Origin of the sequence: Rhizobium sp. UGM030330-04, from assembly GCF_003208455.1 — a bacterium.
Lineage (GTDB): Bacteria > Pseudomonadota > Alphaproteobacteria > Rhizobiales > Rhizobiaceae > Agrobacterium > Agrobacterium rhizogenes_A.
This window is the reverse complement of the sequence record NZ_QKML01000009.1, coordinates 1-25,429: the sequence shown is the minus strand read 5'-3', so window position 1 is coordinate 25,429 and position 25,429 is coordinate 1. Positions and strand designations below refer to the sequence as shown.

The following is a 25,429-nucleotide window of genomic DNA, read 5'->3' as shown; positions in this document are numbered from 1 at the left end:
CCGTTCAGGCACTGCGGGAAGAGGACTGGCCGACCTTGAACTGCCCGGTCGGACTATCATCGGCATCTGGGCCGGGGAAACGCATGAACCATGTCATGAAGAACGAAATGATCAACAGGACCGCAAGGAACATGAGGCCGCCCAATGGGCTTCCCGTCGCCGTTTTCGCATAGCCCATGGCATAAGGACCCACAAAGCCGCCGAGATTGCCGATGGAATTGATCGCCGCGATCGAGACGGCGGCCGTGGCGCGTGTCAGGAACAGGCCCGGAAGCGACCAGAACGGCGACTTGAAGGCATATATGCCCGCCAAAGCCACGGAAATCAGACCGATTGCGACATAGGGATCACGCGTCAGGCCCGTGGCGGCCAGCGCGACACCGCCGATCAGCAGCGGTACGGCGCTGTGTTTCTGTCTTTCACCCGTGCGATCCGAGTTCTTCGACCACAGCACCATGGCAACGGTGGCAAGAGCGTAGGGCACCATCGCGACGAGACCGATCTGGAAATGGGTCAGATCCTGTCCGAGTCCCTGAATGATCTGCGGCATCCACAGACCGATTCCGAGATTGCCGACCTGATAGATGAAATAAATCGCCGAGAGAAACAAAACCTTCGGATTGGAAATCGCCTGCCAGAGACCAAGATGCTGAACGTGCCGCCGTTTTGTGTGATCGGCCTCCAGTTCCCTGACAAGCCAGTTGCGCTCCTCATCCGTCAGCCACTTCGCCTTTTCAGGCCGGTCAGTCATATAGAAATAGTTGAAGATACCGGCTGCAACGGCGGGGAGCCCTTCAAGGATCAGCATCCAGCGCCAGCCGGCAAGTCCGAAACCGCTGACATTGTCCATGATCCAGGTGCTGAGCGGCGCTCCCATGAGATAGGAGACCGGAATGGCGGCCGTGAAGAATGCGACCGTCGTTGCCTGCTCCCTGGCCCGGAACCAGTAGGTCAAATAGATGATGATGCCGGGAAAAAAGCCCGCTTCGGCGACGCCAAGCAGGAAGCGCAGCGTATAAAGCTGCCAGGCCTCCTGGACAAAACCCGTCAGGACGGCAACCGCACCCCACGTCAGCAGGATACGCGAAATCCAGATACGCGAACCGTATTTCTGCAGAGCGACGTTGCTCGGCACTTCGAAAAGAAAATAACCGATGAAGAAGATGCCGCCGGCAAATCCGAAGGCTTCCGCGGACAAGGCCAGATCCTTGTTCATCTGAAGCGCGGCATAACCAAGATTGGCGCGGTCAAGATAAGAGATGACATAAAGAATGAAGGTGTAGGGGACGATCCTCCAGAAGACCTTTCTCATCGTGGTCTTCTCGAGTCTGCCGATATCTGTGAGCGTCATGGCTACCTCCCCCAACGCATCATTGTTCAATTGCCTCCCAAGGCACGGCATTTTTACATAACGTGATTATAAAATGCAATTGATATTTACGAGGCCTCAATTTAATAAAGGCCCATGACGCTGGAGGAGCATCGGCATGAAACATGCGAGGGACCTGTATGCCTATGTCGGGGCAAGAACGACGCAAAAGCGCAATGCCCGTGGCGACGGCCTGAACGTTTACCGGCTGACGCGGGAGTTCCAGTGGGTTCACCTGCAATTGCTGGCACTCGAAAACCCCTCATTCCTGGCCTTCGACCGCACCGGACAATGTCTCTATACCGTGCACGGCGATTCCGACCGTGTCTCCTCATTTGCCATTGGCAAGGACACGGGCACGCTCACCCTCCTCAACGAACAGTCGACGAGGGGGCACAATCCCGTTCACCTGTCCTTCGACCCTTCGAACCGGTACATGGTGGTGGCAAACCACATTACATCGTCGCTGGCACTCCTGCCCCGGTTCGATGATGGCAGTCTCGGGCCGGTTTGCGATCTGGCGGATGTCACGGGCGCCATCGGCCCGCATCGCATCGAGCAGGCGCTGCCGAAACCGCATCAGGTCGAGTTCGATCCCAGCGGAAAATGGATTGCCGTTCCGGACAAGGGAACGGACAAGGTGCTTGTCTTTGCCATTGATACGGCGGGCAGCGTCCTGAAGGAAATCGGCCATTGCGCAGCGCGCGAGACCTCCGGGCCGAGGCACATCGCGTTCCATCCGCAGGGCCAGCTGGCCTATGCCATCAATGAACTTGATTCCACCGTCACCGGCTATCGCTTCGATCAGCACACCGGAAAGCTGGAACCGTTTCAAATCCTGTCCTCCCTTCCGGACAGCTTCACCGCGAATAGCCGTGCATCGGAAATCCGGATCTCGGATGACGGACGTTTTGTGTATGCCTCCAATCGCGGCAGCGACACGATCGCGGGCTTCGCCATTGGCGATGGCGGCCGCCTCGATCACATCGGTCATTGGTCGACAGCGGGAAGAACACCGCGGTTTTTCACGATTCTGCCCGGCAACGGGATGCTTGTGGCAAACGAGGATTCCGACACCGTCGTCGCCTTCGATATCGACCAGCATACGGGACGATTGATCCCGAGGCATGAGGTCCTTCGCGTCGGAAGCCCGGTCTGTATCGTGACGAAACCCGTGGGCTAGATTTTCGGAGACTTGATACGGCTGGCGCCCATGATGTGGGTATAGAGAAAAGCGGCAGCCTCGTTGCGGCGCCCATGTTCGATCAGGTCGAGGATTTGCAGATGCTCCTCCGTCTGCCGGGGCAGACGGCTGCGGTCTATGGTGATGTGATATTCGATGAGCCGGCGCAGACGGTTGATACGTTTGATCGCATCCAGGAAAAATTCGTTCTGCGAGCAGGCGACGAGCATCTCATGAAACTCGTTGTTGGCCTTGAAGATTTCAGCGCGTGACCACGTCTCAAATCCGCCGTCGCGCAGCCTTGTCTGCACCTCCCGCGCCCGCTTGAGCCCTTCGGCATTGGGCTCGAAACTTGGAAGCAGCATGGCCTGCTGCTCGACCACGGCGCGAAAAGCATAACCGTCCTCATAGCTCTTTTTCGACGTCAGGGCCTGCGTGAACGCCCAGCCATTGCCGGGCAGGCGCTCGATCCAGCCTTCTTCCGCAATGCGCCGAAGAACTCTCAAAAGCTTGGTGCGCGGCAGATCGTAAAACCGCATGAGTTCGTTCTCGCTCAAGCGCTCGTCGAGTTTGCCCGCGAGACGATCTTCGGCGATGCGGAAATAGATCGCCTCATCACCCTCGCCATCCTCGACACCCGCAGATTTCACATCCTCGAGACTGCCGGGATCAACGGCCAGAAAATAACCCCGATTGGGCTCCGCCCGCACAACGCCCTGGGTCTCGAGTTGCTTGAGCGCGCTCATGATGGGGGCACGGGAAACACGAAAGGCATCCGCCAGCATTTGAAGAGGAAGGTGCTCGCCCTTGCCGATGCCGTTCGTCTGGATGAATTCAATGACGTTTCCGACGATCTGAGGCGTAAGACTTTTCCGTACCATGGGGCTCGCTCTGTAGTTTTACCCAGTTTTGTATGATCCCCCGCTTCAAAGCAACAGGCGGCAGCCCCTTCGGGCTGCCGCCTCACCGTTCAATCCTCGTCCTGCCGGAAGCGGGAAAGCCCCTTGAAGACGAAGGGTGCGATCAGCGCAATCAGTGCGAAGGCGATCATCGTCGCCGAACTCGGATGCTGCAACAGGATCATCGGATCACCAAGGCTCATCTGCAGCGAACGCCTCAGAGCGCTGTCGGCCAATGGCCCGAGGATGAGACCGACAACGGCGGGCGCGACCGGATAGTCGAATTTCCGCATGAAAAAGCCGACAACGCCAAACCCGGTCAGCAGCAAGAGTTCCACGACGGAAGGATTGGCCGCGATGGTTCCCATGGAGGCGAAGACGAGGATACCCGCATATAGCCATGGCAGGGGAATGGCCAGAAGACGCACCCACAATCCGACCAGCGGAAGATTGAGCACCAGCAACATGACATTGGCAATGAAGAGGCTGGCAACCAGCCCCCAGACGAGATCCGCATGCTGCGCAAACAGCAGTGGACCCGGCTGGATATTATACTGCTGGAATCCCGCCAGCATGACCGCCGCCGTGGCGGAAGTGGGCAGCCCAAGCGTGAGCAGGGGAACGAGCGTACCGGCGGCCGAAGCATTATTCGCGGCTTCGGGACCGGCAACGCCCTCGATTGCGCCACGGCCGAATTCTTCCGGCTTTTTCGACAGCTTCCGCTCGATATTATAGCTGAGGAAGGTCGGAATCTCCGCGCCGCCGGCGGGCAGCGCACCGATCGGAAAACCGATCACGGTCCCGCGCAGCCACGGTTTCCATGACCGTTTCCAGTCCTCGAGCGTCATCCAGATCGATCCTTTGACGGGGATCGGCTTTTCCGGCTTATGCAGGTGACGGGAAGCGACAAGCAGCGCTTCGCCGATGGCGAAGAGGCCGACCGCCAGCGTCGTCACCTCGACACCGTCCAGAAGTTCCGGCACGCCGAAGGTCAGGCGCGCTTGCCCGGTCAGTTGATCGATACCCATCAGGCCGAGCCAGAGACCGAAGGCAAGGCTGGTGAGGCCCCTGAGCGGTGATGAGCCGAATGTCGCGGAAACGGTGACGAAAGCGATCAGCATCAGCCCGAAATAATCCCACGGACCGAACTGGACGGCGACCTTGACGAGAATGGGCGCAAGGAATGCAAGGCCGAAAGTGGCGATCAAAGCCGCGACAAAGGAACCGATCGCGGCTGTGGCAAGCGCCGGACCGCCGCGACCCGACCGCGCCATCCTGTTGCCCTCCAGCGCCGTCACCACCGACGCACTTTCTCCCGGGGTATTGAGCAGGATGGCCGTCGTCGACCCGCCATACATGCCGCCATAATAGATGCCGGCAAACATGATGATCGAACCGCCGGGATCGAGCTTGAAGGTCACCGGCAGCAGAAGGGCGACCGTCAGCGCCGGGCCGATGCCGGGAAGGACACCGACAGCCGTGCCGATGATGACCCCCACGGCGGCAAAGACCAGATTTGCCGGCTCGATCGCGGTGGCAAAGCCTTGAAACAGGGCAAGAAGCGAATCCATGACCACCTCAAAACAGACGCTCGAGCGGCCCCAGGGGCAGCGCAAGGGTCAGGAGCTTGTTGAACATGAGAAAGATGAGGACGGCGATGATCGCTCCCAGACAGAGGTCCACCGGCAGCGCCCTGCGCCCGAATGCCCGGGCAGTGAAGGCGAAAAGCAGCGTCGAACCGAGAATGAAGCCACCGCCAAGCCAGATTGCGCCGATCAGACCCAACAGGGCAATGGCGATCCAGCCCACCGCCTTCCAGTCGGTTGGCTCGTCCTCCAGTTCGGCTGGCCTGAAGGCGCTGACCAGATGCCCGAGCGCCAGGGCGACAAACAGCAGGGCGACGAAATAGGAAGCCGCATTCGCTCTCATGCCATAGGTCGCACGCGCCGTCATGTGGCTCGCATCCCAGTAAGTGATGACCGCTATGGCGAACAGAATGACGGCGACGGCCACCGCGGGCGGATTGCGCAGTGAAGATGTTTTGAATGTCATGATATTCCTCGCAAGCGGGAAGCGGTCTCTCCGCTTCCCGCGCTGGCCAGATCAGTCGGCAAGGCCGATGGATGTCAGGATGGTCCGGACGCGTTCGGTTTCAGAGCCGATAAAACTCTTGAACTCCTCCGAGGGCGCATAATAGTCGGTCCATCCGCGAGCTTTCAGAACGGTCTGCCACTCGCCCGATTTGACGGTCTTTTCAACGGCCGCCTGCAATGCCTCCAGCTCCTTGCCCTCGACACCCGGTCCGGCGAAGACACCACGCCAGTTCACCAGCTCTATGTCGAAACCCTGAGCCTTCAGCGGCTTGGCTTCGATGCCTGGGATAGGCTCGGGATAGGATATGGCGAGCGCCCGCAGGTCACCGGACTTGATCTGACCTTCCCATTCGCCATAACCCGAAACGCCTGCCGTCGCCTGCCCGCCAAGCATCGCGGCAAGGGACTCGCCGCCGCCGGAATAGGCGACATAATTGACCTTGGCCGGGTCCTGCCCGGATGCCTTGGTCACCAGCGCCGCCAGAATATGATCGGCGCCGCCGGCCGATCCTCCGACCCAGATGGCCTTGGCCACGTCCTTGCCGATGGTCGCCTGCAGATCGGCCATCGTCTTGATCGGCGAATCCTTCGGCACGACAATGACAAGCGGATCGCCGGTGAGGCGGGCAAGAGGTGTCACCTGCGTCAGATCGACGGGCGACCTGTTGGAAATGCTGGCGCCGACCAGCGTGATGCCGGCAACGAGCAACTGGTTGGAGCTGCCCTTGGCCTGCCCGACAAATTGCGCCAGCCCAACCGTGCCGCCGGCGCCGGGTACGTTTATGACCTGTACGCTCTTGGCGGCACCGGTCGTCATCATGACCTCCTGAAGCGAGCGTGATGCCGCATCCCAGCCGCCGCCTGCCCCGGCCGGCGCGGTGATCGTCAATTCCAGCTGCTGCGCCTTCACGGGTGTTACGGCGAAGCTTGCGGCAGCGAGTGCGGCCGCAAAGCCAAATCCGATTAATTTTTGCATAGGTTCCTCCGACAGACTTCATGCTCCCTCCGAGCATTCGGCGAACTTGCATTATATAATTACAAAAGTAAATATCCGTGTGAAAGCGATTTCTGCCTGCAGGCCTTTGCCGGTCCTCCCGTGCACATGATGCAGCCGAGATGCACCGAACGAAGCGCCCGACACCCCTCGCGCATTTTCTTCCCCGGTCAGAAACAGGGACGCACTCTGCTTTTATGATTTTATGATGCCATGCTGCGCTTCAGACGCTGAAAGACATTCGCGATCCAGCGGTTTCGAAGGGCGTTTCCTTGCCTGCTGGAACAGGTGGAGAATACGGAGCGGAGTTGCAAAATGGGGAAACGCGGCATCTCAGCGCGAGACCGGTTGCCCTATGCGACATTCTGCCCGGTCATTGCCTCAAGCCGATGCGTGGCGGAAAGAACGGGCATCACGACTGGCGCGATGCCTGGTTGTCTTCAAAAGCCGCCATCTTCGACCTGACCGGCTATCGCCTTTCAGGACGGTCGCTTTCAGAGCGCAGGGAAAGTCCGAACGACACCATCGTGAAACCCGCCACGAGAAGATCCGCGGCCAGAATGATGTCTGGTCCGGCACCGAGCCGGAAACAACGGTCGACGACCAGCCAGAGGATAAAAAACAGTGTGGTCCATCCACCCGCCAGGAGGGATGCGGCGCCCCGGCGCGGGCGGAGCGTTTCGCCAACCCAGAGCCGCAGCAATGCGAGACCGAGAAACAGGCAGCAGAAAACCAGGAAAATGGCGGGGGACAGCAGGCCCTGATCGACACAGACGACGCATCCCATGGCCGCCTGAAAAGCGCCGATGGCAATCCAGTCCAGGTAAGGTGCCGGACGCGCAAGCCGCATGATGATGATCGCGAAAAGCAACCCGCCCAGCATTGGTGCCAGACCCGGCAGATACCCCTCGAAATTTCGCTCAAGAAACCTGTTGGCGAGCGACAACAGGGCAAAATCAAGAAGAATCACACCGAGCGCGACGATCCTCAGCCAGTCGGACGGTTTCTGGAAACGGTTCGAGCCGGTCTCCCGTCCCCAGCGGATGAAAAGGCGGAGCCGGGGGAAAAGAGACGGGGCACGTTGGTGGGGAAAAACGTGCCCCGTCCGATGTCCGGCGATGGGCGCTGCGGACATCACAGGCCCTGACTGTGGGGGACGATACGTCAGAGCCATGATTGTCGGAGGCGGACCGGCCGCGAAGTCCGCATAGCCTCCCGAAACGAACAGGTCGCCACGGAGCGAAAGGGACTGGTGTGGAACATTTTCCCGATCCTGCGTCATTTTCGGAAACGCCTCCTCCATTCGCCAACCGGTTCGCTTTCGAGGTCACACCGGTCAACCAGCCCCTTCCGCAAGGGTGGAAGGGGCCATGTCCTTATATATACATACAACACGTTTGTAAATTCGAACCTAATCATCTTTCCTCACCAGCGCGCGTCAGACGTGGTTTGCCTGCCCTGACTTTTTTCAGGAGTGGTTCAGTTTCGATCCGGGTGTTTTTGCTGAAGCCCGGCCAGCAACGTTGTAATCAGAAGGCTTCCATCCTGAGAAAGCGTGAAGACGCTCTTTCTCAAGGCCCATTCCGTAATGAGGCCGCCTATGGCCGCATAAAGCATGGACGCAGCCTTTTCCGGTGTCCATGGCTTCATCATTCCGGGGCTACGCTCGACGGCCCTGAATATGCGCACGAACAATTCGTGCATTTCCTCGGGAAAGGTATTTTGCGCCGCTTCGTCTTTTTCCGCCATAACGATATCGAGCCGCATCATGACCCGCAGCAGACCGCGTTGACGGGGATCCTGCTCCAGCTGCCTGAAGGTGTCGGCGATGATGCCGCCGAGCTTTTCGATGGAGGCGGAGCTGCGACCCTCGGAAAGTTCATCGGCAAATCGCCTGAATGGTTCCTGCGCCTCGTTTCTGAGGGCAAGCAGAAGACCGTGCTTGTTCTTGAAGTGCCAGTGGATCGCCCCGCGGGTCACGCCGGAAAGAGCAGCGATTTCTTCCAGGCTCACATTGTCGTAGCCCTTGTCCAGAAACAGGGTCTCCGCCGCCTGCAAGATCTGGCGACCGGTTTCCGCCGCCTGCTCCTTGGTTCTCCTCACGTCTCTCAACTCCCATGACTGAATTGCGCCGTTGCTTTTCTACATGGACCAGCACGGCAAAAGCAAACCGTCGTCCCGCCGCAGCTCGTCGCGGCGGGGCGGTAATTCATCGGCCTCAGGCGGTTTTCGGCTCCACCACCTTCACCCTCCTGCGGCGAAAGATATCCGATATCAGCACGAAGAAGACCGGCACGAAAACAATCGCCAGCAAAGTCCCCGTCACCGTTCCGAAGAAGGTGGCAAAGCCGATTGCCTGACGCGCGCCGGCGCCGGCGCCTGTCGATATGACCAGCGGAATGACACCGAGACCAAAGGCGAGCGAGGTCATCAGGATCGGCCGGAAGCGAAGTTTCGCCGCCTGGCAAACCGCCTCGAATGCGCTTTCGCCAAGCTGCGCCATTCTCTCTCGCGCAAATTCGACGATCATGATGCCATTCTTGCCCGTCAGGCCGACCACGGTCAGAAGACCCACCTGGAAATAGACGCCGTTCGACTGCCCACCGATCCACGCACCCAGAAGCGCACCGAGGATACCGACCGGCATGGCGAGCAGAACCGCAACGGGAATGGTCCAGCTTTCGTAGAGCGCCGCAAGGCAAAGGAACATGGTTGCCAATGCCAGCCCGTAGAGAGGTAGGGCGCCGGCACCGGCATCCTTCTCCTCGAGCGACATTCCCGTCCATTGCAGGCTGAAGCCCGGCGGCAGTTTCGCCGCTAGCGCCTCCATTTCCGCCAGCGCCTCACCCGAGGAGAAACCCGGAGCCGCCGACCCTTCGATCGACATGGCAGGCAGGGCGTCATAACGGCTGACCTGTTGAGGGCCGAAAACCCAGTTCTGGCTGGCGATGGTCGAAAGATCGACGAAATCGCCATTCGCATTCGGCACCCGCCAGAGAGCAAGATCCTCCGGCCCGGTGCGGGCCAAAGGCTCGCCCTGCACATAAACGCGCTTCATGCGCCCCTCGTAAAGGAAGTCGTTCACATAGGAACTCGACCAGACGGTGGTCAGGAACGAGCCGACATCCGCAGCGCTGAGGCCAACGGCGCCGGCCTTGCCCCAGTCGATGTTGAGTTCGAACTGGGAAGCATCCTCCACACCGTTCGGCCGGACCGCCATGAGTTTCGGGCTTTGCGCCGCGAGACCCAGCAGCATGTTGCGCGCTTCCAGAAGCTGCTCGTGGCTCTGGCCGGAACGCGCCTGGAGGAAGGCGGTAAAGCCGTTGGAATTGCCGAGTTCCGTGACCGCCGGCGGTACCAGCGGAACCACGATCGCCTCCTTGATGCCGCCCATCAGAGGCCCGAAGGCACGCGCGGCAATGGCCTGGGCGGAGTTTTCCTTGCCCTTGCGCTCTTCCCAGTCCTTCAGCTTGACGAACATCATGCCCATGTTCTGGCCCTGACCGGCAAAGGAGAAACCACGAACCGAGAAGACAGACTCGACGTTCTGGGCTTCGGCATTCATGTAGTAGTTTTCCACCTTACCCAGAACCGCCTCGGTATTTTGCGCGGTCGAACCGGGCGGCGTCTGGATGATGGTCATCAAGGTTCCCTGATCCTCGTCGGGAAGGAACGAAGTCGGCGTCTTCTGGTAAAGGAAGACCATGGCGCCGACCAGTAACAGGTAGACGAGGAACATTCGCAACGGCCTTTTCGCCGAAGCCCTGACGACATTGCCGTACCGCGTCGTCAGCCATGAGAAGTTGCGCTCGAACCAGTTGCTGAAACGGCTGGCGAGGCCGGACTTCGCATTGTGGTCATGGGCCTTCAGCATGGTCGCGCAGAGCGCCGGTGTGAAGATCAGGGCGACCAGCACCGAGAGCGCCATGGCCGCGACGATCGTCACCGAGAACTGCTTGTACATTTCCCCCGTTGCGCCGCCGAAAAACGCCATCGGCACGAAGACGGCGGAAACCACCATGGCGATGCCCACGAGCGCGCCCTGGATTTCTCCCATCGATTTTTTCGTGGCCGCGACAGGATCGAGATGCTCGTCGCGCATGATGCGCTCGACATTTTCCACCACCACGATCGCATCATCCACCAGCAGACCGATCGCCAGAACCATGGCGAGCATGGTGAGCGTGTTGATCGAAAATCCGAGCGCCGCCATGATGCCGAAGGTTCCAAGCAGAACCACCGGCACGGCCAGCGTCGGGATCAGCGTCGCGCGGAAATTATGCAGGAAGATCAGCATCACGAACACGACCAGCACGATCGCTTCGATAAGCGTGTGAATGACCGCCTCGATGGAAAGCGAGACGAACGGCGTCGTGTCATAGGGAATGACATAGCTCACGCCGGCGGGAAGAAACGCGCCGAGATCGGCCATCTTCGCCTTCACCAGTTCCGCCGTTTCAAGCGCATTGGCGCCGGATGCCAGCTGGATCGCCATGCCTGACGACGGTTTGCCGTTATAGAAACTGGAGATTTCGTAGTTTTCCGTTCCAAGCTCGGCCCGCGCCACATCGCGCAGCAGCACCAGCCCGCCATCGGTATCGGCACGCAACACGATGCGTTCGAAATCCTGCGGCGTCTTCAGGAGCGACTGGGCGGTGACGGTGGCATTGAGCTGCTGGCCTTCCGGCGCCGGCATCGCGCCGAAGGAACCGGCCGATATCTGCGCATTCTGGGCGCTGATGGCATTGATGACGGTGGTGGGAGAGAGGCCGTAATATTTCAGCTTCTGTGGATCGAGCCAGATCCGCATCGCATATTCCGACCCGAACACTTCGACCTTGCCGACACCCTTCAGTCTCGACACCGGCTCGACCATATAGGAATTCAGATAATCGGCGAGATCGATGGCGCTTCGGGCTCCGTCGTCCGAGATCAGCGCGATCACCATCAGGAAGCCGGTTGTCGATTTTTCAACCGTCACGCCCTGGCGTGTCACTTCCGAAGGCAGGCTCGCTTCGGCCTGGCTGAGCTTGTTCTGGACCTGAACCTGGGCGATGTCGGGATCGGTGCCGAGATTGAATGTGAGTGTCACGGTGGCGCGACCGGTAGAGGTCGTTGACGAGTCGATGTAGCGCAGCCCGTCAAGGCCCGTCATTTCCTTCTCGATGATCTGCACCACCGTATCCGCGACCGTCTCGGCGGATGCGCCGGGATAGGTCGCGCCGATGACCACGGACGGGCCGGCGATCGAGGGATATTGCGAGATCGGCAGTCTCATGATCGACAGGACGCCGAGGCCCATGATGATGATCGCGATGACCCAGGCGAAAATGGGTCTGTCTATGAAAAACCGCGCCATGGATCAGTTACTCCCGACCCGGGCAGCCTGCTGGCCCACCGGCTGCTGCTCTATTTCCACCGAAGCACCCGGCGCCACCTTCTGGAAACCGGACATGACGATCTGGTCCCCCGGCTTCAGGCCGCTGCTGGTGACCCAGCGATTGCCGGCACCGGTGACAATCGTTACCGGACGGGGAACAATCTTGCCGCCTTCCACGATCCAGACGGAGGCTTCGCCTTTGGCGTTGCGCATCACGGCGCTTTGCGGAACGAGGATCGCGTCCTTGGTAACGGCCTGCGGCAGTTCGACCTCGACATAGAGGCCCGGCAGAAGCCTGTTATCCGGGTTGGAAAATGAAATTCGAAGCGTGACCATGCCCGTCGTCGGTTCGACCCTCGGTTCGGCCGCTTTCAGATCACCCTTGATCGGGTAGGTCTGGCCGTTGGGAAGGATCATCGTTGCGACGGACAGGGACTGGCTGCCCCCCAGCCTTTTGTCGGCATTCCACCGCAACAGGTCGTTTACGGACTGGGTTACGTCGACATAGATCGTGTCGAGCGCACGGATCGTGGTCAAAGCCGTCGTCTGCTGCGCAGCCACAAGCGCACCGGCCGTCGTTTCCGAAAACCCGATGATGCCGGAGATTGGCGCGCGGATCGTCGTTCTCTCCAGATCGATCTCCGCTGTCGTCAGCTGTGCCCGCGCCACCTGAAGTGCCGCCTGTGTCTTGTTTCTTTCGGCGATCTTGTTGTCGCGGTTGGCTGCCGAGCTGACATTGTTGGCAAACGTCTCTTCGGCACGGCGCGCATCGACGAGGGCGAAGTCATAGCTGGCCTGCGCCTGCGCGACATTGGCCTTTGCCGATTCCACCGCCGCGACATAGGTTTCATCCTCGATCTTGTAGAGGACCTGGCCCGCTTCCACGCGGGCGCCTTCTTCAAACAGCCTTTCCCGGATGATGCCGGAGACCTGCGGCCGCACTTCCGAAACCGTGGACGGCTTGATACGCCCCGGCAGACGGGCAGTCAGCGTAAAGTCCGCTGCCTTGGCGGTTTCGACCGTGACCGACGGGGTTGGCTGCTGCTGCGCGAGCACTCTTCCGGGATAGAGGACGCAGGATAGGATCAACGCAAGGACCACAGTTCGCCCGCGCCGCCACTGACTTTTCTCGACCATTTTTCACCTTTTGATGCAAACGAGCTGCCGGACACATCGCAGCGCCCAATCATTCGACGCATATACATACATTCTGAATGTAAATATCAAGCGAAATATTTTTGCCGCTCGGCATCGGCTGCTCACAATCGCCCTGCGTCAAAGTGTAAAAAATGGCTGCGACAGGGCGCCAAAAAATAAAGAAAATCAGAATGTTGAATATGCCGCTCCGCGGGGAGCAGCTATTCCCCGCAGACGGATGCGGAAGAAAAATTAACATTGCCGACAGGCCGGTTTTCTGGCCCAATGTCTCATTCCCGGTGCGGGACAATCGTCATCGTCCCGCGTAAAACACGGCCGATCTGGCCGCCCCTGCCGACGTGGAGTCATCATGCCCCTTCCCCAGAAAATCGGTTTTATCGGAACCGGAGCAATCACCGACGCAATGGTACGGGGCCTGCTTCTGAAGCCGGCGGCGGTGCCGCATATCATGGTATCGGCGCGCAACACGGATATCTCGGCCAGGCTTGCCACCGATTTCCTGCAGGTCATCGTCTCCGGCGACAATCAGGCTATCGTCGACGGCTGCAATACCGTCGTTCTGGCGATCCGGCCGCAGATCGCCGAGGAGGTCATCCGCCCGCTGCAATTCCGGAAGGGACAAAAGGTCATCAGCGTCATTGCCGCAACTGGCCGTGAAGCGCTTTTCGACTGGATCGGCGCGGATGTCAGCCTTACGCAGGCAATTCCCCTGCCTTTCGTCGCCCGACGCAAGGGTGTCACCGCCATTTATCCGCCGGATGCCGATACGTCGGCCATTTTCAACAGTCTCGGCAATGCGGTCGAATGCGAGACGAAGGCGGAATACGATCTTCTCGCCGCGGCAAGTGCCCTGATGGCCACCTATTTCGGCATCATGCAGCATACGACTGAATGGCTGGCCGAAAACGGCCTTCCGGAAAAAAAGGGCCGCGCCTATCTTGCTCCGCTCTTCGCCGGCCTTTCCGAAGTGGCCCAACTGGCAGACAAGGACACCAGTTTCCTCGATCTCAGCGGCGAATTCGCCACCAAAGGCGGACTCAACGAGCAGGTTTTGCAGGATTTTGACCGTAATGGCGGTTCAAACGCACTGAAAGGGGCGTTAAGCCGTGTCTTCGAGCGGATCACGAAATAATAGCGATGAACGACCACAAAGCGCTCAAAACATTTCTGATGGCAGCTGAAAAACGCAACTTCGCACAGGTTGCGCGCGAGCTGGGCATGACGGCAGCGGCCGTCACCCGGGCCATTGCCGCGCTGGAATGTGATCTTGGGGTGCAACTGTTTGTCCGCACCACCCGTCAGGTGTCGCTGACGACTGATGGAGCCATTTTCGCCGCGCAGATTCAGCCGGCGGTCGAAGCACTCGAAAATGCCCGGCGCGACGTCAGGAATGCCCACAAGGCCGATCAGGGAAGATTAAGGATCAGCGCGCCGACCTGGCTTGGCAAGACCGTACTGCCGCCGATCCTGTCGGGCTTCCGGGAATTATATCCGAAAATGTGCTTCGAGATTTCCCTGTCGGACGGCCTAGTCAATATCGTCGACGATGATTACGATCTCGCAATCCGCATTTCGTCAGCCCCTTCCGACAAGTTCACCATCTGGCGCAAGATCAGGGCCGTACCGAGAATATTGGTGGCGGCACCGGGCAGCCGGTTCACGCAGATGGAACACCCGGGCGAGCTGACACCGGATGATTGCCTTGCCTATAGCGGAGAGAGCCGCCGGGAAAACTGGGTTCTGTCAGACAGCGGAGCTAGTATCACGATTGCTGCAGGCCGCAGATTCAGCGCCAATAATGGCGAGGTTCTGGCAGATTTGGCGGCAGATGGCGCGGGAGTGGCCATGCTGCCCGGATTTCATATCGCCGAACATATCCGCAGCGGCCGGCTCGTTCATGTTCTGCGCGGCTGGTCGCCACCGGAACTCTGGCTGACGCTCTATTATCCACCCTACCAGAAGCTCCCGCCCCGCATCGCGACATTCTCGAAGTTCTTCGAGGAACAACTGCCGGCGCATATGGTGATGCTGGACTAAACAAGAGGCCAGCGCTGCACCTGTCCGCCGTGGTCCATCCATCTCCCGTGCTGGACGAACCGGCCGTATCCGCATAAGCTGCACGAACAGTCTGCGGCAACCCCGACGTTCATATCGTCCATTCATGGAGGGAGCAGGGTCATCGGCGAAGGAGGCTCCACAAGGAAGGAAGAGCCGAGGCTTGCCTGGTGGATCGTGCGTTGGGCGCTGCTCGCGCTGGCAATCCCCGGGGCATCGCAATCGGCGCTGGCCGATGCACCGCGGCTGGGCCCCTTTGAACTGCCGAAGCCGCGCGAACTGACCGTCTTCCGAAACGACGAGGCTTTCAACCCCTATGAGGCATTAAACGGCTCTTTCACGTCACCGGAGACCTGTGCCGCCGTTCCCGATGGACTATGGGTCGAGGCGGAAGGCAAGGGAGACTGCATTCGTTATTATCCGCAGGCGCTGGCCGATGGCGGGAACCCGACAGTCCTCGTTTATTTCGGTGGCGACGTGATGCTGCGCAATGCGAAGGGCGTGCGTTTCATCACCGATTCCTACATCCGCCAGTCCCCCGCCACGATCGGGGCCGAGATGGCGGAGTGGGCAAAAAAGGCCGGACACCCGGTAATCTTCATGGCACGACCCGGCATCTATGGCTCCTCGGGCAATCACAACAATCGCCGCCATACCCGCGAAATCGCCCTTATGGATGGCGCACTCGACCAGATCAGGCAAAAATACAATATATCGTCCTTCATCTTGACTGGCCATTCCGCCGGCGGACAGATCGTGGCAAGCCTCATGAACAGGCGCAAGGACGTCTCGGCAGCGGTCATCACCTCCGGCCTGGTCTCGGTAAAGCAGGTTTCCGCCTTCTGGGAACGGCGCCGCAAAATTCCCGGCAAACTGCTTTACAACGCCGCTGAATTTTACGACCCCATCACGGAAATCGAGCGCATTTCGACTGATCCCCGACCAGACATCTACGTCATCTCGGATCCGGAAGATCGGGTCGTACCGTTTTTCAGCCAGCTTTTTTATGTCAGAAGACTGCGCGCCGCCGGTTTCGAGCCGCATCATATCTATGCCCAGGCGACAGATCGCCAGCGGCATCTGCTGGCCTATCATGGCCGCCTCGCCGCCGCCCTGATCGCCCAGGGCAGGTCTGAGGTCGAAATCCGCCGTGCCGTCCATGAGATGGACCTTGAACAGTTCAAATAGCAGCCGGTTCGCTCAGCCAATCAATTCAGGCGGCGGCGCTGCCATCGGCGCTCTTCTTCAGCCACGCCACCAGCTCATGCATTCCGGTGCTGTGCGAGCCCTTGAAAAGAACGACATCGCCGTCCGTCAGCCGGTCGCGGAGGATTTCCTTCAGCGCCTGCCGTGAGCCCGCATGGACACCACGCCTTGCCGGTGAAAGCGCATCCCAGAAATCGGTGTAAAGCTCACCCGTAACATAGACCTGATCGATCGAACTTTCCCGCATGAATGCGGCAAGCTCGGTGTGGTAGGCTGCCGCACCGGGGCCGAGCTCTGCCATTTCGCCCAGAACTGCAATCCGCCGTCCACCGCCTTCATGACCGTTCAGGCGCTCCAGCGCCGCGCGCATCGAACCCGGATTGGCATTATAGGCGTCATCGATCACCGTCAGCCGCCGTCCGTCGAGCGACAGGTCGATCTCCTCACCACGTCCGGGCAAAGCGGCAAAACTGTCGAGCTGGGCAATCGCGGGCTCCAGAGGATGACCGAGCGCCGATACGGCAGCAAGGATCGCAAGCCCGTTCAGGGCCATGTGCTGCCCGGCCGCGCCGACGCGATAGGTGATCTCCTGCTCTTTGATCCGGGCACGGGCCTGCCCGCTGGCAACATCGTAATGCAACAATTGAAACAGGCATGCATCCGACGTCCCGTAGGTGAGAATATCGAGCCCGCGCCCGCGGGCAGCATCATGCACCGTGTCCCATTCCAGCATGTCGCGGTTGAGGACCGCCTTGTCGCCCGGCGCCATACCGAGAAAGATCGCGCTTTTCGTTCTCGCAATGTCGAAAACCGTGCTGGTTTCTCCCAGATGGGCCGGCAGGACATTGGTAAAGATGGCAACCTTCGGGCGCGCCATGCGCGCGCTTATCGCCATCTTGCCAATCGCCAGTTCCAGAACGACATGCGGCATGTCCCACGGGATCGAGGCCAGGTTCCAGGCGACTCCGGCTGGCAGGTTTGCATTGTGATGGCTTTTGCCGACGGCACCCCAGGCGGAAAGCACATGCGCAAGCATGGCGACAACAGTGGTCTTGCCGGCGCTACCGGTCACGGCCAGCACATTGCCCGTCATCCGGCTGCGGGCGTAGTCTCCCATCGCCAGAACGGCCTGCATGCCCTCCGCCACCTGAAGTGCCGGCTCATCGCGATCGCTGACCAGCCCGGGGTCGGTGGTCATAAGACAGGCCGGCTTATGCAGCCCTTCAAGGGCATGCACCGGCACGCCCGTATCGCCCTCGCGGGCGCGCAGAACAACCATGCTTTCCGGCTGCATGGCCGTCGCGAAGATGCAAAGTCCCTTTGCCGTCCAGCCCTCGGGCGGGTGGCGAAGCCAGGTGCCCCCGGTTGCGGCCTCGACATCGGCCGCCGTCCATTCCCTCTGCTGCGGACAAGCCACAGGCTTCTCCGTCTGGCGACCGGGACGATTGCGCGGCGGCGCATATTGACGGACGAGTTCGCGAAACGCTCTCCGTTCCCTGAGGTAACTGCGATAGGCAACGAAACCGGACAGATAATGTTCGACATCATCGATCCGCACGCGAAATGCGTGGTGGCGGATGAAGAAGGAACCCGCGATACGGTCGGGCCTGCGGCAATACATGGCCATTTCCGGCCAGAAGTGACCATTGAGCAGGTGGTGCGCCCGCTTTTCAAGGGCGCGTTCAAAATGCGCGAGGTCGACTTCGTCAAGGAGCCGACGCAATTGGGGGTCGGCAGCGATCCGCGACAGGGTCTGGCGCGCCGCCATCATCAGTTCGAGCAATGTCGGGAAGGTGGTGATGCGATTTTCGACGAAGTCGAGATATCCGGTAATGTTGCGGATAGCGAAACGGAAGTAGCGTTCTTCCGGGCGGTACAGCGTCAGTTCGTTGACGCAATAACCCAGCCAGTGGTCATGGTGTTTCCAATGATCCTTCGCGATGAAATGCTCGAACGCCTTCTCGACGGTCGTGAGCCAGATGGCGTCCCCCGTGAGGCCGTAAAGGCGCATGAGCCCGAATGCCGCCTCACCCTCGTAATAGATGGTGCGATACCTTTGCTTGATGGCCAGATCAGGGAAATTAAGGACATGCACGAACGCCCCGGTCCTGCTGTCCTGCATGTGCCGGATGCCGCGCGCAAGCCTTTCCGCCAGCGCCCGCCATTCATCCTTGCCGCTGACGGTCATGTATTTTACGAGCGCCAGTATCGCGACGGCATTGCCGCCAAGCTTGATTTCATTGTCGGCTTCGACAAGAAACGCGGCCTCCTCGCCATCCGGAAGGCTGGCCGGCTTTACGAGGGTGCCTGCGAGATATTTCAGGGCACGCTCGATTGCACCTTTCAGCTTCGGGTCGTGCGTAACCTCCCAGGCCTCGATCATGGCATAGGTGGTGCTGGCGTGGCGCAGCGCATTATAGGCCTCTATGCGCCGGTCGAAGCAGGCATGATAACCATAGATGAAGGAGCCGTCCTCATTGACCTGCCGGGCAAGATAAGCGGATGAATCGCGCAGCAGCGACAGCACCACGCCGCCGTCGAGCCTCTCGATCCTGCGCCTCCCGGCATCGAGACCTTCCCCGTCGAGCGGATGCAACCAACCGGTTTCGTCACAGAAAATGCCCCTGGTGGCAAAAAGGAAAATCGCTTCCTCATCCGAAAACCGCAATGGCGGCATGTCTTCATGGCGGGTTGCGGCATAAAGGCTGAAATTCTTCTCGTTGAGCACGGCGTTGCCAATGGTATTGCCGCCGTAAAGCATCGCATTGGCGTTCAGCTCCTGTTCCGTGAAGGCGAAGCGGAACGCCGGGTCAAGCCCGATACCGAAGCGGAAATAATTGCGTTTGACCTTTGCAAGCAACGCACGCAGACGCGGCCATGTGGTCGCTTCCACAATCTCTACCCAGTCCACCCGGATCCAGCGCCCCTCGATACCCTCCGCTTTCATGGCGGCAAGAAGCAGGGGGACACCCTTTTGCCATGCCGATTCCAGCGACGGGCCGGAGGCATTGACGACACGCGCCCGCCTGTCACCATCCGAAACGGAGAAGAACAGCGTTACGGCTGGAAACGGCATTTCCAAAGGCTGAACTTTTCCGCGCAGGAACGTCCTTATATCGGAGAGACGTTCCTTCACGTCCTGCGGTTTCGTCGCAAGAATCGCTCCGGTCTCAACGTTCACGTAATGCCTCCCGGGCCTTGTTGAAGGGCTTGACGAGATATTCCAGCACCGTCTTTTCGCCGGTATGGATATCGACTGTCGCGACCATGCCCGGCACGATCGGGAATTCCCGGCCTGCGGCATTGACCAGCGCATCCTTCTCCGTCTTGATGAAGACGCGATAATAATAGATTTCCCGGTCAACCTCGTCCTGGATCGTATCGGGCGAGATGGTCGTCACCTGCCCGTCCAGACTGCCATAGACCGCATAGTCATAGGCACTGATCTTCACGCTGGCACGCTGGCCGGGATGGATATAGGCGATGTCGCGCGGCGAGATGCGCGCTTCAATAAGAAGCTCATCTCCGAGCGGAATGATGTCCATGAGCTTGCCATTCGGCGGCGCAACGCCACCGATCGTCGAAACCTCGATATTCTTGACGATGCCACGCACCGGCGAGCGATGGGTCAGGCGGGCGAGACTGTCCGCACGGCCGGTGACCACGGGCGACAGCGAATTGACCTCGGCATTCACCTTGGTCAGTTCCTCGCGGGCGCGCACCACATATTCGGACTTGATCTCGACCTTCTTCAGTTCCAGCTCCACCATCTGCCTGCGCAGGCGGATGACTTCGACGTTGCTTGCCGCGCCGACGGCCCTGAGTTCCTCGTTAAGCTTCAGTTCGCTGCGCACAAGCGCAAGCGACTCTTCCACCCAATGCAGGGATTCCTCCAGCGCCCGCCGACGTGCCGTATAAAGCTCGGTTTCGGCGGCTGTGAGCGTGGAATAGGGATTGAGAGCCGCCGGGAAGGTAAGGGGGGTGGCGTTGACTTCCGCTTCGAGGCGGGAAGCCGCCGCCAGTGCGGCGCGATACTTGGCCGCGCTCTCCTCGACATCGGATTCGCTTCTGGTCGGATCAAGCTGGGCAAGAATCTGCCCGGGTTCAACCACCTGGTCTTCCCGCACATGGAGCGCGGCGAGAATGCCGCCCTCCAGCGACTGGATGACCTGCTCACGGCTGGTCGGAACCACCCGGCCATCGCCGGAGGAAACCTCGTCCAGCCTGGCGAAATAGGCCCAGACCAGCAGGGCCACCAAAAGGGCGACAAAGAGCTGCACCACGCGGGAGGAACGGGTCAGGTTTCGCCCGTCGTCATCACCGAAGGCCCAGCCGCCCCGGCCGGAGAAATCGCGATCGCCGATAGCCGCCATTTAAACCTCCTCCGTCGATTTGAACGGGAAGCCGGCCACGGTGGCGGCAGGCTTCTTTTCCGGCATCTTCCGGCGAAGGCCGTTCGGCGGCGCCACCTTGTTCACACCGCGAAGGGTGTTGAGAACCTCCTCCTTGCTTCCGTCAAGCACGACCTGTCCGCTTTCGACCACGATGATACGCTGAACCAACTCGAGAACGCGCATGCGGTGGGTGGCGACGACCACCGTTCGTTCCGCGCTCCAGGACTGGAAGCGGGCGATGAACTGGCGCTCGGTCGCCTCGTCCATCGCCGCGGTCGGCTCGTCCAGCAACACGATGGCCGGATCGCGGATCAGCAGGCGCGCCAGCAGCAATGCCTGCTTCTGCCCGCCGGAAAGACCCCTGCCGCCCTCGAGGATCGGGTGATCCAGCCCACGGGGAAGCCTGCGCACGAAGTCATCGGCACCGGTCATGGCAAGTGCTTCGAGCAGCAGCGGTTCCGGCGCATGCAACGCCCCCAGCATGACGTTTTCCCGGATCGTTCCGTGAAAAAGGCGTGTGTCCTGCGTCAAAAGGCCGACATTGCGGCGGACATCGGCGGGATCGATCTGGGAAAGCGCGAGATCGTCAAGCAGCACTTCGCCGGCCGCCGGCTCCACCATGCCGGCCATTGCTAGAAGCAGGGTGGACTTTCCAGCGCCGTTCTTGCCCAGTATCGCAACCTTTTCCCCGGCGGCAACGGCGAGATCGCCGATCGCAAGCGCCGGTTTTCCGGCCCCGCTGCCGTAATGAAAGGCGGCACCCCTGATCCTGTAGGCGCCGCGCAGGGTCGGCGCGCTGACCCGCGTTTCGGTTTCCGGATGATCAGACGGCATGCGCAGGATGGAATCGATGCTGTTGAGCCCGACCCGCGCCTGCTGGAATCTGCCGAGGATCTGCGTCAGCTGCGCCATCGGCGCCATCATGCGTGACCCCAGAATGGAGCAGGCAACGAGCGAACCGGTCGTCATGTCGCCTTCCATCACGATCGGCGCACCGACGAAAACGACGGCGGCGAAAGTTCCGGTCTGGACGGTGTGGCTCCACGCCGCAAGGCCGTTGGTGATGGAGCGCAGGCGAAGCTGCCCATCGGCCGATACCGCATTATAGTGGTTCCAGCGCTGCTGGAAGTGATCTTCGGCCTGCAACGTCTTGATGTCCTCGATGCCTTGCACCGCTTCCACCAGCATGGCGTTTCGCAGGGAGGATTCCCGCATGGCCTCGTTGGCGGCCGACCGGAGCCTGCGCTGCACCAGCAGGCCCGGCAAGATCAGGAGCGTCAGTGCCGCGACGGGAATAATCACCAGCGGCCCGCCGATCATCCAGAAGATGAAGAGGAACAGGAAGAAGAACGGCAGGTCGGCAACCGCAGCCACCGTGGTGGAAGTCAGGAGTTCGCGCACCTGCTCCAGATCACGCAACTGGGCGATGAAGGCGCCGGTGGATGTGGGCCGGGCCTGGTTCTTGACCCGCAGGGCATGACCGAAAACGAGATCCGAAATGCGCATGTCGGTTCGCTTGCCCACGATGTCGATGATGCGGGTGCGCAGGCGGCGCATGATGAAATCGAACAGGGCAGCCAGAAGTACGCCGATGAACAGCACATAAAGCGTGTTGAAGGATTTCGCCGGTACGACCCGGTCATAAACCTGCATGGAGAACATGACACCCGCAAGCGCCAGGACATTGGCCACCAGCGAGGCCAGCATGACATGGCCGTAGGAGCCGATGTCACGGAACGCGATGGTGCGGAACCAGTGTTCGCGGTAAGGTGCGATATAGCTGTCCACACGCTCATCGACCGTCCCGCGCTGCGGCCGTGCCACGATGACAAAATCGGTCTGGGACAGCAGGATGTCCAGCGGCAGCGTCGTGGCGCAGCCACCGTCGCCGCTGAAAACAACCGAAGCTTCCTTGTTTGCCGCAAGCGCGGTGACGACACCCACCGCCCCGTCTGCAAGCTGCAGGATCACCGGCAGCCGCCAGCTGGTCAGCAGCCGCGGCGCCGGTGCCGCATGCTTGATCCGCAGCCCGAGCTTGTCCGCCATGCGGGTGAGGCAATCTTCAGTGTCGGTGGCCCGCAGCGCCTCGACAAGCTGCCGTGCACCGCCGGGAGAAAACGGCACGCCATAATGACGCGCCACATATTGGAACGCCTCGCTCCAGCCCCCGATATCGAGACCGGCAGCGTTGGTATCAGGGCAGGATTCCGCCATCATGTCGGAAACAGGCATCGATGCTCCTCGCGACGGCAGGCGGACGATCATGTCCACCTGTCGCCCTCAAATCATTCAGACCACATGCGAAGTGTTGGAGTTCCACTCATCCTCTGTTGCGAGATGCCCGAGCGGATCGACGGGCAGCTCCAGCGGATCGGGCATGCCTGTTATATCCGCACGCTCTTCCGCGGCGGTCAGGTCTGCATCCGCATCGTCTGGCTCGGACAGGGAGGCGAGGCCATCGAGCGGGACGGTCAGTTCGCCGCCATCCTCCTCGATCAGCTGCGACAGATCATCATCGCTGTCCCGATCAGAAGCCGGTGGATCATCGCTTGCCGCGACATCGATGCTATCGAGCCCGGCGATGTCATCCGCGACGAACATCATCGCCTGATCCGGCACGCCTGCACCGGAGGGCTCGACGGTAACCACCAGCTCGGATTGCTCCACCGCGCCAGAGGGATGCACCAGTTGATAGGTGAAGGTGTCCGTTTGCGCCTCGGTGAAATGCGCCAGCGTCGTGTCCGGCGCATAGCTGTAATTGCCGTCGGCATCGACGGTGAGCGTCCCGTAGGTGCCCTGTATGCTCATTGCGCCGGTCACCTTGACGAAGCTCGTGCCGTCAAAGATCTGGAACGCCGTGAAGGTGGACCCCAGTTCGTCGTTGGTGAGCAGGTTACCATCGTCGCCGGCCACACTTCCAACCTCATACTGATCGGTATATGTGACATCGACATTGGTGGTGACGGTGGCTGAAACGTTGACCAGCGTTCCGCTCAATGTCGACCGTATGCGATAGGTCCCCGCGGTGAAGTCGATTGTGGCGAGATCAAGCGACGCCACGATGCCGAGACCGCCAAGGATGATGTTGAAGGAATCGCTCGCCACCGTCTGCCAGGTGCCGGGGGTCGTCTCCCTTTCGAGATAGAGCACGCCGTTGGACAGCGCCGCAAGCAGCACCGACACGCTGACGCTGCCGGAAACTTCCATGCTGTCGGTGATGACGAAGCTGTTGCTGATATAGGTGCTGGTCTGCCCAAGGCCGCCCGAAAGCAGATTGGAGCCGCTGGCATTGAAGAATTCGTCATCGGTCACATTGTCCCACACGACGGACGCGCTTGCGGCGTCGCCGGTGGCTGCGAATTCAAATGTCGCGGGCAGGCCGGGATCGGTGTCGCTCCATGTCATGGTGACACTGTCGCTGCCGATCTGGACGTAGAGCGTCGCGGTGCCGGTATTGCCGGCGGCATCGACCACCGTATATTCGAACCGGTCCACCTGACCGATCCCCGCACCGTTCTCGAAGGGCGTATAGGTATAGGAGCCATCCGGCAGGATCACGAGCTCGCCGAAGTCGCCCTGAATAGTGGTTCCGCCCGGATCGATCGTCTGGCCATCCACGCTCTGAACGCTTGTACCGGCCGGCACGTTGTCATTGTCAATGACGTTGCCGGTAACCTCGACGGCCTCATATCCTCCGACTTCGGTGAAGTCGTAATCCGTACCTTCCAAAGTCAGGGTACCGCCGACACCCACGCCAAGCAGGCCGGTGAACCCCATGAAGGCTCTATATTCTCCTGGATCCAGCCCCTGAACGGTTCCGCTGGTTCCGCCAAACAGCGACAGGGACAGGATCGTGGCGGGGCCTGTACCATTGATACCGGTCCATTGTTGGGTGGCGGCATCCCATTTCTGCACGACCAGGCTGTAGTCACCAAGAACCCCGGCTCCAAGAATTCCGCTGAAATCGAAGCCCAGATCCTGTTTGTGACCCGTCTCGACATCGAACTCGATCGCATTTGCAAATAGCTGCAGATCAAGGCCGGCGAGGCTGACGACGGCCAGATAGGTATCACTGCCAAGCGGCACATCTTCCGTCACCGTCGGCAAAATGTTCACCTGAGCCGTTACGACATCATCAGTGGGCTCGAGATCGGCATCAGCGTCGGCATCCGCATCTGCATCTGCATCCGCGTCGGCATCCGCATCTGCGTCAGCATCCGCGTCAGCATCTGCATCTGCATCCGCGTCGGCATCAGCATCAGCATCAGCATCTGCATCCGCGTCGGCGTCAGCATCGGCATCCGCGTCAGCATCCGCATCCGCATCGGCATCTGCATCAGCGTCGGCATCTGCATCCGCGTCGGCGTCAGCATCCGCATCTGCGTCAGCATCTGCATCCGCATCGGCATCTGCATCGGCGTCGGCATCCGCATCCGCATCAGCGTCGGCATCCGCATCGGCATCGGCATCCGCGTCGGCGTCAGCATCCGCATCTGCATCCGCGTCGGCATCAGCATCAGCATCCGCATCGGCATCCGCGTCAGCATCAGCATCCGCATCGGCGTCTGCGTCTGCGTCCGCGTCAGCATCAGCATCCGCATCGGCGTCTGCGTCTGCGTCCGCATCAGCGTCGGCATCCGCATCTGCGTCAGCATCGGCATCGGCGTCGGCATCCGCATCCGCATCAGCGTCGGCATC

18 protein-coding genes are annotated in these 25,429 nt (G+C 60.4%); 4 read left to right on the top strand and 14 right to left on the bottom strand.

Annotation, left to right across the window (positions count from 1 at the left end; all coding sequences use genetic code 11):
* Positions 1-4: 4 nt before the first annotated feature.
* Positions 5-1,351, bottom strand: a complete 1,347-nt coding sequence (locus N434_RS14820; protein WP_065116580.1) for an MFS transporter — start codon at positions 1,349-1,351, stop codon at positions 5-7.
* Between the two features lie 136 nt (positions 1,352-1,487).
* Between N434_RS14820 and N434_RS14815 the strand changes: the two genes are divergently transcribed.
* On the top strand, positions 1,488-2,552 hold the full coding sequence (locus N434_RS14815) for a lactonase family protein (protein WP_110758957.1): 1,065 nt from the start codon (positions 1,488-1,490) through the stop codon (positions 2,550-2,552).
* Here N434_RS14815 and N434_RS14810 read toward each other — a convergent pair.
* From N434_RS14810 to N434_RS14775, 8 genes are all read right to left on the bottom strand, one after another.
* The gene (locus N434_RS14810; RefSeq protein ID WP_110758955.1) at positions 2,549-3,433 is read right to left on the bottom strand and encodes a GntR family transcriptional regulator; all 885 of its coding nucleotides are present in this window, start codon (positions 3,431-3,433) and stop codon (positions 2,549-2,551) included. The genes N434_RS14815 and N434_RS14810 overlap by 4 nt on opposite strands.
* A gap of 89 nt (positions 3,434-3,522) precedes the next feature.
* A complete protein-coding gene (locus tag N434_RS14805; protein WP_110759168.1) occupies positions 3,523-5,022 on the bottom strand; it encodes a tripartite tricarboxylate transporter permease in 1,500 nt (499 codons plus the stop codon).
* Between the two features lie 7 nt (positions 5,023-5,029).
* Positions 5,030-5,503 (bottom strand): tripartite tricarboxylate transporter TctB family protein, encoded by a 474-nt coding sequence (locus N434_RS14800; protein WP_110758953.1) that lies wholly within the window; start codon positions 5,501-5,503, stop codon positions 5,030-5,032.
* Positions 5,504-5,554: 51 nt separating this feature from the next.
* The gene (locus N434_RS14795; RefSeq protein ID WP_110758951.1) at positions 5,555-6,520 is read right to left on the bottom strand and encodes a Bug family tripartite tricarboxylate transporter substrate binding protein; all 966 of its coding nucleotides are present in this window, start codon (positions 6,518-6,520) and stop codon (positions 5,555-5,557) included.
* Between the two features lie 487 nt (positions 6,521-7,007).
* Positions 7,008-7,820, bottom strand: coding sequence for a hypothetical protein (locus N434_RS14790; protein ID WP_146227657.1), 813 nt, complete (start codon positions 7,818-7,820; stop codon positions 7,008-7,010).
* Between the two features lie 197 nt (positions 7,821-8,017).
* Entirely contained in the window at positions 8,018-8,641 is a 624-nt protein-coding gene (locus N434_RS14785; protein WP_181423987.1) for a TetR/AcrR family transcriptional regulator, read from the bottom strand.
* A 115-nt stretch (positions 8,642-8,756) separates the two neighbouring features.
* Positions 8,757-11,897, bottom strand: a complete 3,141-nt coding sequence (locus N434_RS14780) for an efflux RND transporter permease subunit (protein ID WP_110758945.1) — start codon at positions 11,895-11,897, stop codon at positions 8,757-8,759.
* Positions 11,898-11,900: 3 nt separating this feature from the next.
* A complete protein-coding gene (locus N434_RS14775; RefSeq protein ID WP_110758943.1) occupies positions 11,901-13,055 on the bottom strand; it encodes an efflux RND transporter periplasmic adaptor subunit in 1,155 nt (384 codons plus the stop codon).
* Positions 13,056-13,425: 370 nt separating this feature from the next.
* On the opposite strand from N434_RS14775, the gene N434_RS14765 reads away from it, so the two are divergent.
* The 3 genes from N434_RS14765 to N434_RS14755 all read left to right on the top strand — a co-directional run bounded on the left by N434_RS14765 (position 13,426) and on the right by N434_RS14755 (position 16,319).
* The gene (locus N434_RS14765; protein WP_110758940.1) at positions 13,426-14,208 is read left to right on the top strand and encodes a pyrroline-5-carboxylate reductase; all 783 of its coding nucleotides are present in this window, start codon (positions 13,426-13,428) and stop codon (positions 14,206-14,208) included.
* Between the two features lie 5 nt (positions 14,209-14,213).
* Entirely contained in the window at positions 14,214-15,113 is a 900-nt protein-coding gene (locus tag N434_RS14760; RefSeq protein ID WP_110758938.1) for a LysR family transcriptional regulator, read from the top strand.
* Between the two features lie 195 nt (positions 15,114-15,308).
* Positions 15,309-16,319, top strand: coding sequence for an alpha/beta hydrolase family protein (locus N434_RS14755; RefSeq protein WP_286172268.1), 1,011 nt, complete (start codon positions 15,309-15,311; stop codon positions 16,317-16,319).
* A 25-nt stretch (positions 16,320-16,344) separates the two neighbouring features.
* On the opposite strand, the gene N434_RS14750 is transcribed toward N434_RS14755, so the two are convergent.
* Genes N434_RS14750 through N434_RS14735 form a run of 5 tightly spaced genes read right to left on the bottom strand, consistent with a single transcriptional unit; the run spans position 16,345 to position 25,392 of the window.
* A complete protein-coding gene (locus tag N434_RS14750; RefSeq protein ID WP_286172267.1) occupies positions 16,345-19,518 on the bottom strand; it encodes a Mur ligase family protein in 3,174 nt (1,057 codons plus the stop codon).
* Entirely contained in the window at positions 19,508-20,710 is a 1,203-nt protein-coding gene (locus tag N434_RS14745) for a beta-barrel domain-containing protein (RefSeq protein WP_110758936.1), read from the bottom strand. Before N434_RS14745 ends, N434_RS14750 begins: the two co-directional genes overlap by 11 nt.
* Positions 20,711-22,963 (bottom strand): type I secretion system permease/ATPase, encoded by a 2,253-nt coding sequence (locus N434_RS14740; protein ID WP_110759166.1) that lies wholly within the window; start codon positions 22,961-22,963, stop codon positions 20,711-20,713. It abuts the gene before it with no gap.
* A gap of 57 nt (positions 22,964-23,020) precedes the next feature.
* Positions 23,021-24,829, bottom strand: coding sequence for a BapA/Bap/LapF family large adhesin (locus N434_RS25805; protein WP_353618487.1), 1,809 nt, complete (start codon positions 24,827-24,829; stop codon positions 23,021-23,023).
* A gap of 26 nt (positions 24,830-24,855) precedes the next feature.
* Complete coding sequence (locus N434_RS14735) at positions 24,856-25,392, bottom strand: hypothetical protein (RefSeq protein ID WP_181423985.1); 537 nt, start codon at positions 25,390-25,392, stop codon at positions 24,856-24,858.
* Between the last annotated feature and the right edge of the window lie 37 nt (positions 25,393-25,429).